Genomic DNA, 17450 nt, shown 5'->3' with positions numbered 1-17450 from the left:
GCGATCCCCAAACCTCACGATTTAGGTTTCTGCTTCTTTCCCTTGCGGGGTTCCGCACCTGCCTTAACAGATTTACTCTGTTCTGGTCTTATGGTCGCTCGACAGACTGACACCGCAAGCCCTGCGGCCAAAATATTTTTACTTGCGTTAATATCTCGGTCATGGTGAGTCCCACAGTCTGGACAATCCCACTCTCGAATATTTAACGGCATTTTCTCAGCAATATACCCGCAATTACTACATCTTTTAGAACTAGGAAACCATCTATCTATTTCGATGTAATTTCTCCCATACCAACGGCATTTATAGGCTAATTGTCGAGTGATTTCTCCCCAGCTTACATCAGATATTGCCTGAGATAACTTGGGGTTTTTGACCATATTCTTGACGGCTAAGTTCTCAACCACAATCGTTTGGTTTTCACGAACTAATTGAGTGGTTAGCTTATGTAAATGGTCTTTTCTGTTATCAGTAATTTGGGCGTGAATCCTTGCTACTTCGATTCTCGCTTTTTCCCGATTTTTTGAGCCTTTCTGTTTTCTAGAAAGGCTTTTTTGTGCCTTTCGCAGTCTCCGATAATGCTTTTTAAAATGCTTGGGATTAGACACTTTATCGCCATCGCTGGTAATTACTAGGCTACTAATTCCTAAGTCAATTCCAATGGCTTTATCTGTTACTGGTAAAGGCTTAATTGTTGGGTCATCAAATCTAATTGAGATATGCCAACGTCCAGAAGGATGTAATCTGACTGTTACTGTGCTTGGTTCACAGCTTTCTGGGATTTGTCTTGACCATCGAATAGGTAAAGGTTCTGTGCATTTGGCTAAATAGATTTGTTTGTCTTTAAATTTAAAAGCAGATTTGGTAAATTCGGCACTTCCTCCCTGATGTTTTTTCTTAAAGTTGGGATACTTAGTACGACCAGCAAAGAAATTAGTGAAAGCTGTTTGTAAATGTCTTAACCCTTGTTGTAAAGGTACACAGCTAACTTCATTGAGAAAGTTTAATTCTTCTTGTTTTTTCCACTCGGTTAGCATTGAAGACGTTTCAGCATATCCTACTCTTTCTTGTCTTTCATACCAAGCTTGTGTTCTGAGATGGAGAGCTTTATTGTAAACTAATCTTACACAGCCCAAAGTGCGCCGCAATAGCGACTCTTGTTCGGGTGTTGGGTAAAATCGGTAAGAATAGGCTTTTTCCATGTCTCATATTTTAGCATATATTTCGTAAACGATGCTCATATTTAACAGCAAAGCCAACCTAAAACGGCGGGGTTTCAGACCCAAATTTTCGATGAAAGCGAGAAATACAGAACTCAGCCAAGGTCGATTTTTTACCGAGGAAGAAATGGCACAGACGACACCAGTGGCGATTTTAGGCTCGACTCTGTTAACAGAACTCTTTGGCGATGATACCAATGCGATCGGTAAAAAGCTTTGGATTGAAAGAAAAAATAGTTACGAAATTATTGGCGTATTTGAGCCAAAAGGTGCCGAAGGTTCGATTGATCGCGACGATCAGGTCTTTATTCCTCTGAGCAATATGTCTTCTCGTCTGGTGGGCAATAATTCTTTAAGTGGTAAGGCCGTTAACGGCATTTATGTCAAAGTTGACCAGCAAGATCAGATGAAAAATGCCGAGTATTGTAAAGTTTCAATACAAATATGGTCATATATAGTCATTCATGGTAATATGTGCAGACAAAACTATCGGACTAGGCAAAAAAAACAGGAATAAGTTATCGAACGGCTTGGAGGTGGTGGAAACAAGGGAATTTAACAGGCTATCAATTGCCTTCTGGTACAATTATCACAACGGATGACAACCCTTCAAAACCCGACGCTGAGTTAAAAGACAACGGATAATAATGTTAGTAGCCGAAAGACACATTATCAAGAAAGGACATCGATTTTGGGCTGAGATAGATAATTTATCTTGGCAGTCTAAAAATCTCTACAACTCAGCCAATTATTTAATCCGACAAAACTTCATTTATGGTCATGGCTATTTGACCTATAATCAGATGGCCTCTCTGATGAAAAAGACAGAACAGTATCAAGCTTTACCCGCTAAAGTTTCCCAACAAGTTTTAAGAGGATTAGACCGGAACTGGCCATCATTTTTTGCCGATTCATCATTTGACTATACTTTTACTAACTATCTTTCAACACGAATAGGATTATCTGGAAGGAATACTCTTTCTCGATCGCCTTGCTTCTCCGGCGGATTTATACTCGGAGGAAGAATAGCAAAAAATCAGTAATATTGCTGAATATAAGCGATAAAATCCCAAAATATGCTTATCTCTTCAAAATAGTTTAAACAGCTTAACAGGACTATATTTATCTGACGACAAAGTTTTTGTTCGTAAATCTAAATTTTTTGTTAAAATGATAACGATTATCATTCTAGGAAAGCTAAAATACCAAACAAACGAACTACTTGACAAAATAAACTAATTGTGCAGTGGAACTCTGCCCTCAATTAACGAGGGAGATACTCAAGACTTTTTCGGTGACTAGGAAAATCAATTTTTCCAGATTTCCGCCCCGGAGATAAACCCAAAGACGAGGGAATAACCCGATAGCTTTCATTAGTTATCGTCTAGATGCCCAGAAAAATAAATACTCTAGCAAAGGGTATTTATTAACATTGGTAAAATCAGAAAACTCGGCCGATCAATTAACTATTGGAGTCCATAAAAATATCTATGACCTTAGCTAAGTCCAAAGCAATTTTTGACAATGATGACTACAATCACTTTCCCGAAGTGATTACCGAACCTAAATCGCCGGTATCAGAAGCCGAGATGATGCAAGCGGTAAGAACACTGCTGTTAGGATTAGGAGAAGATCCCGATCGCGAAGGTTTACGAGACACTCCCAAACGAGTAGTAAAAGCCCTAAAATTTCTCACTTCTGGTTATCAGCAATCCCTGGATGAATTGCTGAATGGGGCAGTTTTTCACGAGGATGCTAACGAGATGGTTTTAATCCGAGACATCGATATTTTTAGCTCCTGTGAACACCATATTTTACCGATTATCGGCCGCGCTCATGTTGCCTATATTCCTAACGGGAAAGTGATCGGTTTATCGAAAATTGCCCGCATCTGTGAAATGTACGCCAGACGACTGCAAGTACAGGAACGTTTAACCGCACAAATTGCCGATGCTTTGCAAGGATTACTACAACCTCAAGGGGTAGCTGTGGTGATTGAAGCGACTCATATGTGTATGGTAATGCGCGGGGTTGAAAAACCCGGTTCTTGGACTTCTACGAGTGCCGTGCGCGGTATTTTTGCCGATTCTGCTAAGACTCGTCAAGAGTTTATGAGTTTGATTCGTCATAGTCCCGATTTTCACTAATTAGTCAGGGGGATCGGGATTATTTGATCGTCCTATCCCCAGTTTTTTCCTAAGCAAAAAACCAGAGCAAAACCAGCTATTTACTGTTTACTTTTTATTTTTAACTCGCTGTTATCATGCTGATTCGTCCCCGTCGTCTTCGTTATACTCCAGCGATTCGCCGTCTTGTTCGTGAAACTGAATTAACCGTTAATGACTTGATTTATCCCCTCTTTATCATGGAGGGAGAAAATCAAAAGGTGGCTATTCCTTCTATGCCCGATTGTTATCGTTATTCCCTCGATTTATTGCTCAAAGAAGTAGTTAATGCTTATAATTTAGGCATTAATGCCATCGCTCTTTTCCCCCTGATTGCCGAAGATAAAAAAGATAATTTCGGTAGAGAAAGTTATAATCCCGATGGTTTAGTGCCAAGGGCAGTGAAAGCGATCAAAAAAGAAGTCCCTGAAATAATTATTATTACCGATGTTGCCCTCGATCCTTTTTCGATTTATGGTCATGATGGTATTGTGGAGGACGGTAAAATTCTCAACGATGAAACCCTAGAAGTTTTAGTGAAAATGTCGCTCTCGCAAGCGGCAGCCGGGGCTAATTTCGTCGCCCCTTCCGATATGATGGATGGTAGGGTTGGGGCGATCCGTCGAGCTTTAGATGCGGCTGGCTATTTGGATGTGGGAATTCTCGCTTATACGGCTAAATATGCCTCTGCTTATTATGGTCCCTTCCGAGATGCCTTAGAATCAGCCCCAAAATTTGGTGATAAGAAAACCTATCAAATGGATGGGGCTAATAGTCGGGAAGCGTTACGGGAAGCCAGTTTAGACATAACAGAAGGGGCAGATATTATTATGGTTAAGCCCGCTCTGGCCTACCTCGATATTATCCGTCGTCTGCGCGATAGTAGTCATCTTCCCGTCGCCGCTTACAACGTCAGTGGTGAATACGCAATGATTAAAGCGGCGGCAAAACAGGGCTGGATTGACGAAAAAAGCCTGATTTTGGAAACTTTAATCAGTATGAAACGAGCGGGGGCCGATTTGATTTTGACCTATTTTGCTGCCGATGTGGCATTAATGAAACAAGAAAGCCGATTTTAGGGTTTTTGCCAGCGAAATTGATAGACATTATCCTGCGCTCCCCATACCTGCCGGCCAAGGCTATCATAACCTCGATCGCTGGTATCCATGCCCTGGGAATTTAGAATAATTGTATTAGTTATTTTTACCGCACCTCTGGCATTAGTGGGACAACCCTGGGGGGGAGTTTCTCCCCGATACCCCCCCGCTATCGGTTTTAAAAACACAGTACACACCGACTCGGCCAAATCTGATACATTTAATTTTCTTTCTGTCAAGTCTTTGTTACAAAAATTAATAAAGTTAGGGGCATTATTTAACTTATAAGCTTTCGATTCCACAGTGGAATTATCAGCGCTAGGTTGAATGACTAAAATTCTTTGACGATAGGGTTGATTTAAGCGATCGATAATTGCCTGTTCCTGATAAAGATAAATACTATCCTGTTTCGGGGAAAAATCCACGGCACAGGTGGTCATTTGCACCTTAGCAATGCGGGGGTTAGTCTGCGCTTGTTCCCTGGTATCCATAACCCCAATTAAATGATTAGCCACCCCCTGCACTTGCGGATTAAGGGGCAAAGATTGAGTGAGAAAAAATCCTAGGGCGATCGAAGTTTTCAGCATGAGAGGAAGCTTGAGGCTCTTCTAGGTTCTGTGTGATAAGTTTAACTTACTATATGATCGATCTTTGTGTCCTTTGTGTCTTTGTGGTTCGTTCCACCCCCTCGCTAGGAGGAATGTATCTTAGAATACATTTTACCCACCAAACCTGGGAGAGCCAGCTTGATTCCGGTTAGTCTCTAATTAGCTTAAACTAATAAGCAGCAAGAGCAAAAAATCCCCTTTTCCCATGGCTAATCATCTGGCTGCATCCGAAAGTCTTTACCTGCGAAAACACGCCGAAAACCCGATCGATTGGTGGTATTGGTGTGACAGCGCCCTAGAAATTGCCAGGAGGGAAGATAAACCGATCTTTCTCTCGATCGGTTATTCTAGCTGTCATTGGTGTACGGTTATGGAAGGAGAAGCGTTTTCCGATCGAGCCATTGCCGATTATCTCAATCAGTATTTTTTGCCGATCAAAGTTGATCGCGAGGAAAGACCGGACATCGATAGTATCTATATGCAAGCATTGCAGATGATGGTCGGTCAAGGGGGTTGGCCTTTGAATGTCTTCCTAACACCGGATAGTTTAATTCCCTTCTATGGTGGCACCTATTTTCCCGTGCAACCGCGCTTTAACCGGCCCGGTTTTCTGCAAGTGTTGCAATCGGTACGTCGCTATTATGACGAAGAAAAGGAGAAATTAAGCAAATTCACGGCCGAAATGCTGGGCGCACTGCGTCAATTGGCTATTTTACCGCGAGCAGAGACCAATTTAGCCGCTCCTTCCCTTTTAGCCACAGGAATCGAGACAAATACAGCGGTGATTCGGGTTAATCCCAATAACTACGGTCGGCCCAGTTTTCCGATGATTCCATATTCTCATCTGGCTTTGCAGGGCAGTCGCTTTGGGGACGATTTTGAGGACTCCCTCCAGCAAGCAGCCTATCAACGGGGGGAAGATCTGGCCCTAGGGGGAATCTATGACCATGTGGGGGGAGGATTCCATCGTTATACGGTGGATTCGACGTGGACAGTTCCCCATTTTGAAAAAATGCTCTACGATAACGGGCAAATTGTCGAATATTTAGCCAATTTGTGGAGTGCGGGTGATCGAGAAGCGGCCTTTGAGAGAGGGATTAAAGGCACGGTTAACTGGCTAAAACGGGAAATGACCGCCCCAGAAGGTTATTTTTATGCGGCCCAAGATGCCGATAGTTTTGAGAAGGCCACGGATGGGGAACCGGAGGAAGGGGCCTTTTATGTCTGGTCGGATCGGTCGTTAAGGGATTATCTCTCGACTGAGGAACTGGGGCTGCTGCAGGCTAATTTTACCGTCACTGCCGAGGGGAATTTTGAGGGTCGTAATGTGCTGCAACGTCGGCAAGGGGGAGAATTAGGGAAGGAGATAGAAAATATCCTCGATAAGTTATTTATTCGGCGTTATGGCAGTTCTCAAGGCCAATTAGCTCTTTTTCCCCCGGCCAGAGACAATCAAGAGGCGAAAACCGTCTCTTGGCCGGGACGGATTCCGGCGGTAACGGATACGAAAATGATCGTCGCTTGGAATAGTTTGATGATTTCCGGTTTAGCCCGGGCCTTTGCCGTCTTTAGCGAACCTTTGTACTGGCAAATGGCTACTCAAGCGGCCGAGTTTATTCTCAAGCATCAGTGGTTAGATGGACGTTTTCAGCGCTTGAATTATCAGGGTCAGGCCTCGGTTTTAGCCCAATCGGAGGATTTTGCCTATTTTATTAAGGCTTTGCTGGACCTGCAAACCGCTAAACCCCAAGAAACTCGCTGGTTAGAGGCGGCTATCGATCTACAGGGGGAATTTGATCGCTGGTTTTGGTCCGAGGATGAGGGGGGATATTTTAATACTGCTTCTGATCATAGTCTCGATCTGATCGTGCGGGAACGAGGTTATACGGATAATGCCACCCCTTCAGCCAACGGAATTGCGATCGCTAATTTAGTTCGTCTGTCGCGATTGACGGAAAATCTAGAATATCTCGATCGGGCCGAAAAGGCCTTGCAATCTTTTAGTACCATCCTAGAACAGTCCCCCACCGCTTGCCCCAGTTTATTTGTTGCCCTCGATCACTATCGTCACGGTTTCTGTCTGCGCGCCCCGGAAAGCTCGATCGAGCCGCTGTTAGGTCGCTATTTGCCCACTGCGGTGTATCGAGTCGATGACAGTTTGCCCCCTAGCACATTTGGGTTAATTTGTCAAGGGTTATGCTGCCTTGAACCGGCGGAAAATTTAGAACAGTTAGACCGACAAATTGCCGGGGTGATGGCGGGTCCGTCAATACTGCTCGGTTAGGGATTTTTTCTCTCTGCTTCCCGCTCTCCTAGTAAATAGGCTCTGGTGTTTGGCTTTCGTTGGCAACTTCAACTAAGAAAACGGAGAGGCTATGGCTTTAGAAACTTTCGGATGATCAGTATATAACAATGACCTTAATTGCTTTTTGAGTCAAGACCTAATTTAGCGGCGTGATTGCTCTAAAATAAGGTCATCGCCTGATCAGTATATAGCAATGACCTTAATAGCTGTCATCGATTATGACATGGGAAATCTGCACTCTGCCTGTAAAGGACTGGAAACCGTGGGTGCAGTGCCGAAAATTACCGATTCTCCCCTCGATCTCGAAAAAGCTGACGCTATTGTCTTACCCGGAGTCGGTTCTTTTGATCCTGCTGTCCGGCAAATTCGCAGCCGTCATCTCGAAAAACCGATCAAAGCAGCGATCGCTAACGGTAAACCCTTTCTCGGTATCTGTCTCGGGTTACAAATTCTCTTTGACTCATCAGAGGAAGGACAAGAGGCGGGTTTAGGGGTTATTCCGGGGACAGTGCGGCGTTTTCGCTCGGAACCGGGCATTACCATTCCCCACATGGGTTGGAATCAATTAGACTTCACCCAGCCGGATCATGCTCTTTGGCAGGGATTACCCCCGCACCCTCACGTCTATTTTGTCCATTCCTATTATGTCGATCCCCTTGATAGTCATCTAACTGCCGCCACCGTCACCCACGGCAGTCAAACGGTGACGGCAGCGATCGCTCGTGAGCGTTTGGTAGCGGTGCAGTTTCACCCGGAAAAATCCTCGACTAATGGCTTAAAAATTCTGGCTAACTTTGTTCAGCAGGTGCAAAAATTAGCTTTAGTCTCCTAAATAAGCCTTTAAAACCCGCTCGTTTTTTTGGATTTCACTGGGAATACCATCGGCTAAATTTGTCCCTTCTGCTAATACCCAAATGTGGTGACAAAGGGACATAATCACATCCATATTATGCTCGATAATTAAAAAGGTAATTCCCTGACGATTCCATTCGATAATATGGTCGCTGATTTGACCGATTAAAGTGGGATTAACTCCAGCGGCCGGTTCATCTAATAAAATTAATTTTGGCTCGGTCATTAGCGCTCGGCCAATCTCTAATAATTTACGCTGTCCTCCCGATAAAGCCCCCGCATAATCGTGCGCTTTTTCCCCTAGACCGATCGAATCTAATATGTCCAAAGCTTTGGCACGATTTTCCTGTTCCTGTTGGCGAATTTTTGCCCCCTGAAACCAGACTTTGAGAAAATTTTCTCCCGTTTGTCCCGGACTAGCTAAGAGCATATTTTCTAACACCGTTAATCGGGATAATACCCTGGCGACTTGAAAAGTTCTCACACATCCTTTCAGGGCAATTTGATAGGGAGGCAGCTGATGAATCGGCTGACCATCAAGAAAAACTTCTCCTTTATCCGGGCGAATAAAATTAGATAAAAGGTTAAAAAGTGTGGTTTTGCCGGCTCCATTAGGACCGATTAACCCGGTAATGCTGCCCTGCGGCACGTCCAAATAAGCATTATTGACGGCGCGAATGCCTCCAAAACTTTTCGATAATCCTTTGGCAGAAAGTAACATATATAAATTATGAATTATGAATTATGAAGTGGGAAGTGTTTTCAGTGAAGAGTAATCGATGAACTGATAACTGATAACTGATAACTGATAACTGAAATTATTTTCCCAAAGTTAACTCCTCTTTTTTGCCGAGGATACCCTGGGGGCGCCAGATCATTAAAACCATGAGCAGCAGACCGATAATCATAATCCGTAAAGCCCCTAATTGGCTATCATTAAAAATATCTAATTGGGGCAGAATAAAGCGAGTCAGGGAATCGTAAGCCCAGAAAATTACTGCTCCTAGTAAGGTGCCGGCATTGCTACCAGAGCCACCGAGAATGATAATAATCCAAGCGTTAAAAGTCAATAACGGCTCAAAATTAGTCGGGTAAATAGTGGTTAATTGCCATGCTAAAAAAGCCCCGGCTAAACCAGCGATCGCACCGCCTAACATCAAAGATTGTAACTTATACCAAAAGACATTTTTTCCCAAGGCCCGGGGAATTTCTTCATCTTCCCGGATAGCTTTGAGGATGCGTCCCCAAGGCGATCGCAAAAGTAATTCTAAGCCAGTATAAACGAGAGCGAGGAGGACTAAAACTACCACCATCAGCCCCGCTTTGTAATTATAATCATTCAAGGCAATTACGCCGTTTATATACAGAAAAAGCAGTATTATCACCCCTAACAACCCCCAAAAGATTAAAGCTCTCTTTTGCGTCGGTTGATAGCTTTTGCCGCTAATTTGCCCGGCTTCGCGCCATTGTCGTTGCAGATTGCGCCCCAATTGCCAGAGAGCAAAGATAGCAAGCAGGGTAAACAGGGCAATAATTAATAATTTGACGGGAAAACTGGGATTTATATCCAAAGGTAGGGGATAACGTTGTAGTCCGAAACTGCCTTTCGTCAACCAATCCTCGTTAAGCACCAGCAAACGAATTAACTCAGACACCCCGATGGTGACAATTGCTAGATAATCGGCTCTTAATCTCAGGGTGGAAAAACCGATCGCCAATCCCAACAATGCCCCTAGGAGCGCCCCGACAATGGCGGCAAAAATCATCGGTACACCCTGTAAAGTTAATAAAACCGTGGCATAAGCCCCTAAAGTGGCAAAAGCAACGTGACCAAAGTTAATTAAGCCAGTAAATCCCCATTGTAGATTTAAACCGAGGGCAAAAATCGCGTAAATACCCGCCCAAATTGTCAAGGAAACTAAATAATCTGTCATCTTAAGTAAAAAGTAAAAAAGGGGTTGGGGGAGTGGGGGAGTGCCGGAGTTGGGGAGAAAAAAGCTGAAAACTCACATCTGATTACTGAAAAGGCTGATAGCTAACTGCTAGTATAATATCAGTTACAACGGCCTCTGTAGCTTGATGGACAATTGTGACGAGCGGAGGGTGCTAGGCTATTAATAACGAAAAAACCTTGTCCTGTTGATTTCTATGCCTCTTTTGATTCTAATTGCCGATGATGACCCCGGTATCCGCCTAGCGGTCAAAGATTATTTAGAATTAGCAGGTTATAGTGTGGTAGCGGCGAGTAATGGTTTGGAAGCTTTGACTTTATTGGATACCTATCATCCCCATCTTTTGGTATCGGATATCAAAATGCCGCGTTTAGACGGTTATTCTTTGGTGACTAAGGTGCGGCAACAGCCAGAATTTAGGTTATTACCAGTAATTTTTTTAACCGAAAGAGGGTCAACGGAGGAAAGAATTCGCGGTTATCAAGTGGGTTGTGATATCTATCTTCCTAAACCTTTTGAGATGGAGGAATTAAAAGCGGTTATTCGCAATCTTTTAGAGCGAGCGCAAATGGTGCAAAGTGAACGTCAATATCAGAAACTAAAACCGGAAGAAAGCCCCAAAACTAGGGATGTTTTAACTTCTTCTTTACAGGACGATTTTAAGTTAACTAATCGCGAGCGGGAAGTGTTAGAACATTTAGCCCGGGGACTTTCTAATAGTGAAATTGGGCAAAAACTGCATCTTAGTTCTCGCACGATCGAGAAATATGTTAGTAGTTTACTCAGAAAAACAATTACTAACAATCGCGCCGAACTGGTTCGTTTTTCCCTTGAACATAGATTAATCGATTAGCTGAAAGAAAAAACTTAAATTTTGTTTTTTACTTCCTCCAAAAGACTGCCACAGGAGTCTAAAAGTAGCTCGATTACGCGGTCAAAACCTTCACGACCACCGTAGTAGGGATCGGGAACTTCTTTTTCTGGGTGATAACGAGCATAGTCACACATTAACTTGATCTTTTCTTGATATTTTCCTGTCCGATCTAGGGATAAAATATCTTGATAATTGGCTTTATCCATGGCTAGGATTAGATCAAAATTCTCGAAATCCTGGCGGGTAAATTGTCTGGCTGTCCCTTGTAGAGGAATACCGCGTTTTTTGGCCGCCGTATTCATGCGAGAATCGGGAGGAGAACCGATATGATAACCAGCAGTCCCCGCAGAATCACAGAGGATTTTATTACTTAATCCTTCTTGTTCAATCAGATAAGTCATGATATTCTCGGCAGCGGGAGAACGACAGATATTTCCTAAACAGACGAAGAGTAGTTTATAGGGCATAAATTGACTGGTAGAATCATCACTAAATTGCCAATTATAGGGCATTTCTAACATCCCGATAAAGATTTATCCTCAAAAAACTCCTCGCTGTCCATTAACCTAATTTTGGCTAATCCCAAGCTTTCTAAATAATCTTGCCACCCTTGGGGAGTATCTTCGATCGCTAATAATCCTAATATCCTAGCTACGTCTGCTACCCAGGGTAGGGTATGAATTCTATAACCCTGCCAGTTTACCTCTAAGGATAACCAAGCGGGAATCTCTTGGGGGTTAAATTGTTGGGAGGCAAGATAATCAGCTTGAAAGCAGTAAATCCGAGGTGGTTTTTGACTCTCTAACAAGGTTAAACACTCCTTCTAATCTGGACATTAATCTCTTTCCCCATATTTTAGGGGAACCTCAGCATAATTTTTGTTAAATATGAACTTCTCTTGTCAAGAAATAGTTAAGTTTGCTCAAGACAATTTACCCTTAATTCTCCCCTAAGCGAGGACGAATAATTAAATAAATTGCCGGACCGATTAGAGGCAAAAGGGAAATTACCGGCAACAGGAAAGGATTTTTTAATCCCCGTCGGGTTAGATCATCTTGCAGCAAAATTGGACATAATAGGGTTAAAAGACAGAAATCTAAACTCATAACATGAATAAAACGGCTAGTTTGCCACTGATGCCAAAAATCAGACCAATTGCCGTTAATTAATCCGTAAGCGATTAAAATTGCCGCAGTAATTAGGGCAATTACTCCTAACCAAGGTGAGTCTAAAAGTTTAATGACCAGATTTTTTTTACCAGTAAAATTGCTGTTAGGTTGACGGAGAGTTAGATAGGGTAAAATAGCGAAAGCACCCACGGCAAAGGAGGCAAAAGTAAAGGGCCAAGCGATGATTTTTTGGTCACGACCATCGATAATTAAAAGGCTAGTGTAGATAAGTGGCCAAACTCCCATCAGGTTAAAAAGAGCGATAATTAACGGGTTGATATTTTGCCATTTCCCAGTGGAAAGATCGATAATTAAATTTATTGTATCTGGTTGATCGGGTGGTGCTAGTAAAAAAGCGTATAATCCGAAGCCTAACCAAAGTAAACCGAGAATAATTTTTGTTAACATGGGAGTAGATAATTAGGTTAATTGAGTAATGCGGGTTTCAGCAGATATTTTACTAGAAAAGTGATCAAAAGATCAAGGGATATTACCTAATCAATGATCGCTAAGTAGGTAGGCGTTAAAAATTATCAGATGCCCCCCTTATTAAGGGGAGATCCCCCCGCCTATCGGCACCCCCCTTATCAAGGGGGGCAGGGGGGATCGAACCTAAAATCCATTTTTAATTTAATTATAACCAGCTACTTAATTTTTAGGGAAGAAGACGAGGATTCATGGTTTCTCCTGGGGTAATTTCTGCACTTTTGGAGTGGAGTAAGCGAGTTTGTTCGAGGATAGTTTCTAAGTCTTCATCCGAGAATTCTTGTACATAGTTTAATTTCACTTCTTCTAGGAAGATAATTAATAACATCTCGATTCTTTCTAAACTGTGACGGGATTGTAATTCCTCGGCGAGAGATTGCCCGAAACGCTGGACTAATTGCTGCAATAAACGCTCAAAAACTTCGTCTTCCTGGGTAATCTTTTCAGCTATATTAACAAAGGATTGATACAATTGACTAGATAGACGATTGCTCAAGTCAGTTTTTAACCCTTTCATGCCGGGTAATCGCAATAAGCTTTGATAAGCGGGAGTTTGACTGAGAATTTTCTCGATATTGTATTTAATTAAAGCTTCTGCCTCCGGTTTAACTTGCGGTAAAACCTTGTCAACGGTGCTATTAACTACTAAACGAAAAATTTCGATAACTTCATTAGTATCATTGAGATTGCTATATCCGCCATTGAGGGATCGTTCGAGAAATTTCTCCACTTGTCCCTGTCGAATATATTCCTGAATTTTATTAATAATTCTCAGGACAATTATCTCAGTAATATCTTTAGAAATTAGCGCAACTAAGCCTTTAACTGCCTGTTCTTTAATCACCCTTAAGTTAATAATTTTAACTTGATCTAGGCGAATAACGGTAGGAATAAATCGCAACCATCTCCAGATAGGAACAAACAGAAAAATATCGTACCATCGCCATAACATAGCCTCGCGCCACCGTAGGCCTTTATGAGTGCGAGCAATCCACCAAGTTCTTATCATAAATTCCCAGAAAAAGATGGTGCCAAAGAAAAAATCGATCGCCTCAAAGTTATCTATCGGTCTCCCATCTTCTCCCAGGGGACGAAAATAATTAGTTTCTATTAAAGGTTGAATTTCTTGATTGAAAAATTTCAACTCTTTTTCCCAGCCATTTTGACTGAGATAATCCCAAGTCCAAAACTTCTGAAAGGCTGCTTTTGCGGAAACATTTTCTGTTTTAAAAACCCGCAAGCGCATTTTATTTTTAATCTTTTCTAAAGTCCCAGTTTTCTCGGCCGAGGCAAAGGGATTATTATCGATCATATCGACACTTTTTTGGCGTAAATTGGCTAAAATTTTCTCAATCTCTTGGCGATATTCTTGCAGATTAAACTCTGGGTTAAAGACCTTTTGATTGATTAGTTCATTGAGTTTATCAACCGTAGCTAAATATTCACTGGTACTGCGATAGGGTTTAATTCCTTTCACCACATCATAATTAGCGATTCCTTTAACAAAGGGAATTTTTAGGGGTTTGTCGGGAGGTATTTGTAATTCTTGAAAGGAAATCGGCCCGAGTTGTATTGGTTCATTAAATCTTAATAAAGTTATTTGCAAGCGTCCCTGTAACCAAAAATCTCGCAGGGGAATATAGGTTAAATCGAAAATAACCAGAATATAATTGCATAACACCAATAGGGCCATGCAAGTCTCAAAGAGATTGCGTAGGGAAAAACGACGGTTTCTGATCACGGGGTTTTTAGTCAAAGTCATTAGCCTAGAAAGCACACTTTGACCATGGTAAACCGAAAACGCCTAATTTTTTGCCTGAAAGCGATATAAGTAGTTAAAAAAGGAGCGGTTAAACTTAGTTCTGCCTCAGCAATTAATAGATGTAGTCTTCTATTCTGTAATAGCATCCTAGCAGATTCAGTTAAGCAGTTAGCTACAACTTCTTTGGCAAGAACATTTTTATTATAAGTCGGTAAGTTGCAGATTAGCATAAAATCACCCTGAATTGATTTTTATCTGTTAATAAGCCTAGAGCCTCGTAGGGTGTTTTTCCTTGCGTCAACCCAACCTATAATAATTGCTGCTCTCGTAGGGTGTGTTAATAAAGTATTGACAATGTAAATACATCCTGCCTATACTACAAGTATGGATGTCTATTTTGTCCTCAGTGGCATTACTTTTGTTTGGAATGACGAGAAATCTAGGATTAACCCGATCAACCATGACGGTATTACGTTTCAGCAAGCAGCAGAAGTCTTCTTCGATCCACTGCTGGTTGTTGTTGATGCAAGTCGCAATGATGAGGCACGAGATGCGATCATTGGGTTAGATAGACGGTGGAATCTCCTGTACGTCGTCTATATTGAGCGTGAAAACGACATCATTCGGATCATTTCGGCTCGCAAAGCCACACGCAAGGAACGTGAGTATTATGAAAGTTGAGGCATTAAAAAAACGACTGGAGAAAAATCGCCCTATGACTACAATCACGATTCGTATTCCCGAAGATGTGATTGAAGATTTAAAGCGGGTTGCACCGTTGCTTGGTTTCTCAGGTTATCAACCTTTGATGCGTGCTTACATTGGACAAGGGCTGCGTGCGGATTTGGAGCGTCTAGAGGGAGATACAATTTCTGCTCTCGTTGCTAGTTTGAAGCGTCATGGTGTAAGTGATGAAGTGCTGCAAGAAGCGTTGAGTGAAGTTACTCCGCGTTAGTCTAGGTTTTCAGTTGTAGTGCGATCGCTTGTAGAACATAGAGTTTTATTGAAGATATTCTCATCATAACCCCCCTTAGATATTCTTCAACAGCTTATCCCTACCTAGGATGAAAATAATTATAAATTTCCTTAGCTAATTGTTCCCCAATTCCTGTCACCTGTTGCAATTGTTCTAGGGAAGCTTCGCGAATATAATCCAGAGAATGAAAATGAGCTAATAAATCTTTTTGTCGCTTAAAACCTAACCCCGGTATCTCATCCAGACGGGAACGGCGACTTTTTTGCATCCTTTGTTGTCGGTGAAAACTAACAGCAAAGCGGTGCGCTTCATCCCTGACTCGACGCAATAATTGCACTCCGGGTTGTTCCTTATCTGTCTCTAAAGGAGAGGATTCCCCCGGTAAAAAAATCTCCTCTCTCTGTTTAGCTAAACTAACAACTTTTACCTGTTCTAATAAATTCATCTCCCCTAAAACTGTCACCACGGCCGATAATTGTCCTTTTCCCCCATCAATCATGACCAAATCGGGAAAATCATCACTTTCGGCAATATTATCGGTATTTTCGGCATAACGACGAAAACGCCGGCGAATTACTTCTGCTAAACTGGCAAAATCATCGGAATGGCCGATTTTAACTTCGGGATTTTTGATTTTATAGTGACGATAATGTTGATTAGCGGCCACCCCATCGATAAACACCACTCCCGACGCGACTGCATTAGAACCCTGAATATGAGAAATATCATAACCCTCGATGCGGTGCGGCAGTGCCGGTAAATCGAGAATTACCGCTAAATCCTGCAAAGACTGTAAATCTCGGTCGGCGCTTCTTTTCGTCTTTTCTAACTCATAAAGAGCGTTTTTCTCCACCATAGCTAATAAATCCGCTTTACTTTGCCGTTGGGGGACAGTTAACTCGACTTTGCGACCTTTTTTTTCCCTTAACCACCCCGCTAACACCTCACCTTCCGGTAATTCGCAGGGTAACAGGATTTCGCTGGGAATTTCCACCCCTTCCACCGATAAATAATGTTCTTCCAGGACTTTTTGCAGGATTTCTCCCTCGTTTGCTGACTGACTATCGGCAAAAAATCCCAAACGTCCCACCAAACGACCGGAACGCACTTGGAATAATTGTATGCAACAATGCTGCTCGTCCTTAGCTAAAGCGATCGCGTCCCGGGATACGGTATCATCAGGTAAAGAGACTTTTTGATCGGTATTAAGGGCCTGTAATCCGCGAATTTGATCCCTAATCGTGGCCGCTTTTTCAAAATCTAGGTTTTCCGACGCTTCTAGCATCTTTGCTGCTAATTTCTCTAATAATTCCCCCGTCCTTCCCTGAAAAATCATCGCCACTTTCTGCAAGGTTTCTCGATAATCTTGGGGACTGATTAATTTTTGACAAACCCCCGGACAACGACCGATATCATAATTTAAACAGGGACGGTCTTTAAACAGAGGTTGGGGACGTTGACGCAGGGGAAAAGTGCGTTTAATTAGGTGTAAAGTGTAGCGCAGCAGCCTAGTATCGACGTAGGGACCATAATAACGGTCTTTTTGGTTATTTATGCTACGTTTGCGGGTGATGAAAATGCGCGGGTAGGTTTCCGACCAAGTAATACAAATGCATGGATATTTTTTATCGTCCTTGAGGAGAGTATTAAAATGGGGCTGATGTTGTTTAATTAGATTAGCTTCCAGGGCCAAGGATTCTGCTTCCGTGTCGGTGACGATAAATTCAATTTCTGTCACCTGTCGCACCATCAAAGCAATGCGGGGACTGAGGGGTTGACTGGGACGAAAATAGGAACGGACTCTAGACCGGAGTTTTTTGGATTTACCGATGTAAAGAATTTCGCCATTTTGGTCGCGCAGGAAGTAAACCCCCGGTTCGAGGGGGATTTCCCGAAGACGATTTTCTAGGCGATCGAGGTCTTGGATTAGGGTAGAGTTAAGATTATTCCCGAACATCTTTTTATATTAGACAAAAAAATCACG

At 42.4% G+C, this 17450-nt stretch carries 17 protein-coding genes and 2 pseudogenes; 10 read left to right on the top strand and 9 right to left on the bottom strand.

From position 1 onward, the window contains the following. Positions 1–14: 14 nt before the first annotated feature. A complete protein-coding gene (locus ACQY1X_RS04750; RefSeq protein ID WP_430015443.1) occupies positions 15–1202 on the bottom strand; it encodes an RNA-guided endonuclease InsQ/TnpB family protein in 1188 nt (395 codons plus the stop codon). Between the two features lie 91 nt (positions 1203–1293). On the opposite strand from ACQY1X_RS04750, the gene ACQY1X_RS04745 reads away from it, so the two are divergent. The 5 genes and pseudogenes from ACQY1X_RS04745 (at position 1294) to hemB (ending at position 4464) form a co-directional block, all read left to right on the top strand. Next, positions 1294–1737, top strand: a complete 444-nt coding sequence (locus ACQY1X_RS04745; protein WP_430015442.1) for an ABC transporter permease — start codon at positions 1294–1296, stop codon at positions 1735–1737. Between the two features lie 130 nt (positions 1738–1867). After that, positions 1868–2137: pseudogene (locus ACQY1X_RS04740) on the top strand (transposase); the annotation flags it as partial. A gap of 22 nt (positions 2138–2159) precedes the next feature. Further along, positions 2160–2249: pseudogene (locus ACQY1X_RS04735) on the top strand (peptide deformylase); the annotation flags it as partial. A gap of 461 nt (positions 2250–2710) precedes the next feature. Beyond that, a complete protein-coding gene (gene folE / locus ACQY1X_RS04730) occupies positions 2711–3367 on the top strand; it encodes a GTP cyclohydrolase I FolE (RefSeq protein WP_002752393.1) in 657 nt (218 codons plus the stop codon). Positions 3368–3483: 116 nt separating this feature from the next. Then, positions 3484–4464: a porphobilinogen synthase gene (gene hemB / locus ACQY1X_RS04725; protein ID WP_002733412.1), complete on the top strand. Its 981-nt coding sequence runs from the start codon at positions 3484–3486 to the stop codon at positions 4462–4464. On the opposite strand, the gene ACQY1X_RS04720 is transcribed toward hemB, so the two are convergent. After that, a complete protein-coding gene (locus ACQY1X_RS04720; protein ID WP_002734040.1) occupies positions 4461–5069 on the bottom strand; it encodes a chromophore lyase CpcT/CpeT in 609 nt (202 codons plus the stop codon). The genes hemB and ACQY1X_RS04720 overlap by 4 nt on opposite strands. Before the next feature lie 226 nt (positions 5070–5295). Between ACQY1X_RS04720 and ACQY1X_RS04715 the strand changes: the two genes are divergently transcribed. Then, positions 5296–7374, top strand: coding sequence for a thioredoxin domain-containing protein (locus ACQY1X_RS04715; protein WP_430014079.1), 2079 nt, complete (start codon positions 5296–5298; stop codon positions 7372–7374). Positions 7375–7588: 214 nt separating this feature from the next. Next, complete coding sequence (gene hisH, locus ACQY1X_RS04710) at positions 7589–8227, top strand: imidazole glycerol phosphate synthase subunit HisH (RefSeq protein ID WP_272103525.1); 639 nt, start codon at positions 7589–7591, stop codon at positions 8225–8227. Here hisH and ACQY1X_RS04705 read toward each other — a convergent pair. Further along, positions 8216–8968, bottom strand: a complete 753-nt coding sequence (locus tag ACQY1X_RS04705; RefSeq protein WP_069474538.1) for an ABC transporter ATP-binding protein — start codon at positions 8966–8968, stop codon at positions 8216–8218. The two genes, hisH and ACQY1X_RS04705, sit on opposite strands and share 12 nt — an antisense overlap. 97 nt (positions 8969–9065) lie before the next feature. After that, on the bottom strand, positions 9066–10181 hold the full coding sequence (locus ACQY1X_RS04700) for a branched-chain amino acid ABC transporter permease (protein WP_002732580.1): 1116 nt from the start codon (positions 10179–10181) through the stop codon (positions 9066–9068). A 214-nt stretch (positions 10182–10395) separates the two neighbouring features. On the opposite strand from ACQY1X_RS04700, the gene ACQY1X_RS04695 reads away from it, so the two are divergent. Further along, complete coding sequence (locus ACQY1X_RS04695) at positions 10396–11052, top strand: response regulator transcription factor (RefSeq protein ID WP_159249237.1); 657 nt, start codon at positions 10396–10398, stop codon at positions 11050–11052. 14 nt (positions 11053–11066) lie between these two features. On the opposite strand, the gene ACQY1X_RS04690 is transcribed toward ACQY1X_RS04695, so the two are convergent. The 4 genes from ACQY1X_RS04690 to ACQY1X_RS04675 all read right to left on the bottom strand — a co-directional run bounded on the left by ACQY1X_RS04690 (position 11067) and on the right by ACQY1X_RS04675 (position 14490). Continuing rightward, positions 11067–11585 (bottom strand): low molecular weight protein-tyrosine-phosphatase, encoded by a 519-nt coding sequence (locus tag ACQY1X_RS04690; RefSeq protein WP_430015726.1) that lies wholly within the window; start codon positions 11583–11585, stop codon positions 11067–11069. 2 nt (positions 11586–11587) lie between these two features. After that, a complete protein-coding gene (locus tag ACQY1X_RS04685; protein ID WP_002752383.1) occupies positions 11588–11881 on the bottom strand; it encodes a hypothetical protein in 294 nt (97 codons plus the stop codon). 130 nt (positions 11882–12011) lie between these two features. Further along, a complete protein-coding gene (locus tag ACQY1X_RS04680; RefSeq protein ID WP_103111894.1) occupies positions 12012–12650 on the bottom strand; it encodes a DUF2834 domain-containing protein in 639 nt (212 codons plus the stop codon). Between the two features lie 247 nt (positions 12651–12897). Next, a complete protein-coding gene (locus ACQY1X_RS04675) occupies positions 12898–14490 on the bottom strand; it encodes a hypothetical protein (protein ID WP_430014078.1) in 1593 nt (530 codons plus the stop codon). Positions 14491–14874: 384 nt separating this feature from the next. Between ACQY1X_RS04675 and ACQY1X_RS04670 the strand changes: the two genes are divergently transcribed. Together ACQY1X_RS04670 and ACQY1X_RS04665 are read left to right on the top strand one after the other, a co-directional pair. After that, positions 14875–15171 (top strand): BrnT family toxin, encoded by a 297-nt coding sequence (locus ACQY1X_RS04670; protein WP_002784536.1) that lies wholly within the window; start codon positions 14875–14877, stop codon positions 15169–15171. Beyond that, a complete protein-coding gene (locus tag ACQY1X_RS04665) occupies positions 15161–15445 on the top strand; it encodes a hypothetical protein (RefSeq protein ID WP_043995575.1) in 285 nt (94 codons plus the stop codon). Before ACQY1X_RS04670 ends, ACQY1X_RS04665 begins: the two co-directional genes overlap by 11 nt. A gap of 100 nt (positions 15446–15545) precedes the next feature. Here ACQY1X_RS04665 and uvrC read toward each other — a convergent pair whose 3' ends face one another. Then, the gene (gene uvrC, locus ACQY1X_RS04660) at positions 15546–17423 is read right to left on the bottom strand and encodes an excinuclease ABC subunit UvrC (RefSeq protein WP_430015441.1); all 1878 of its coding nucleotides are present in this window, start codon (positions 17421–17423) and stop codon (positions 15546–15548) included. Positions 17424–17450 lie beyond the last annotated feature (27 nt).

It is taken from the genome of Microcystis protocystis FBCC-A270 (assembly GCF_050500235.1).
In the GTDB taxonomy this organism is placed as follows: domain Bacteria; phylum Cyanobacteriota; class Cyanobacteriia; order Cyanobacteriales; family Microcystaceae; genus Microcystis; species Microcystis ichthyoblabe_A.
The sequence above is the reverse complement of the archived record's forward strand: the minus strand, read 5'-3'. Positions and strand labels throughout refer to the sequence as shown.

Coding starts and splice junctions, on each gene's coding strand:
- ACQY1X_RS04750 (WP_430015443.1), bottom strand. CDS start 1,202: ATGGAAAAAGCCTATTCTTACCGATTTTACCCAACACCCGAACAAGAG.
- ACQY1X_RS04715 (WP_430014079.1), top strand. CDS start 5,296: ATGGCTAATCATCTGGCTGCATCCGAAAGTCTTTACCTGCGAAAACAC.
- ACQY1X_RS04705 (WP_069474538.1), bottom strand. CDS start 8,968: ATGTTACTTTCTGCCAAAGGATTATCGAAAAGTTTTGGAGGCATTCGC.
- ACQY1X_RS04670 (WP_002784536.1), top strand. CDS start 14,875: ATGGATGTCTATTTTGTCCTCAGTGGCATTACTTTTGTTTGGAATGAC.
- folE (WP_002752393.1), top strand. CDS start 2,711: ATGACCTTAGCTAAGTCCAAAGCAATTTTTGACAATGATGACTACAAT.
- ACQY1X_RS04665 (WP_043995575.1), top strand. CDS start 15,161: ATGAAAGTTGAGGCATTAAAAAAACGACTGGAGAAAAATCGCCCTATG.
- ACQY1X_RS04745 (WP_430015442.1), top strand. CDS start 1,294: ATGAAAGCGAGAAATACAGAACTCAGCCAAGGTCGATTTTTTACCGAG.
- ACQY1X_RS04695 (WP_159249237.1), top strand. CDS start 10,396: ATGCCTCTTTTGATTCTAATTGCCGATGATGACCCCGGTATCCGCCTA.
- ACQY1X_RS04680 (WP_103111894.1), bottom strand. CDS start 12,650: ATGTTAACAAAAATTATTCTCGGTTTACTTTGGTTAGGCTTCGGATTA.
- hemB (WP_002733412.1), top strand. CDS start 3,484: ATGCTGATTCGTCCCCGTCGTCTTCGTTATACTCCAGCGATTCGCCGT.
- ACQY1X_RS04720 (WP_002734040.1), bottom strand. CDS start 5,069: ATGCTGAAAACTTCGATCGCCCTAGGATTTTTTCTCACTCAATCTTTG.
- hisH (WP_272103525.1), top strand. CDS start 7,589: ATGACCTTAATAGCTGTCATCGATTATGACATGGGAAATCTGCACTCT.
- uvrC (WP_430015441.1), bottom strand. CDS start 17,423: ATGTTCGGGAATAATCTTAACTCTACCCTAATCCAAGACCTCGATCGC.
- ACQY1X_RS04700 (WP_002732580.1), bottom strand. CDS start 10,181: ATGACAGATTATTTAGTTTCCTTGACAATTTGGGCGGGTATTTACGCG.
- ACQY1X_RS04690 (WP_430015726.1), bottom strand. CDS start 11,585: ATGCCCTATAATTGGCAATTTAGTGATGATTCTACCAGTCAATTTATG.
- ACQY1X_RS04675 (WP_430014078.1), bottom strand. CDS start 14,490: ATGACTTTGACTAAAAACCCCGTGATCAGAAACCGTCGTTTTTCCCTA.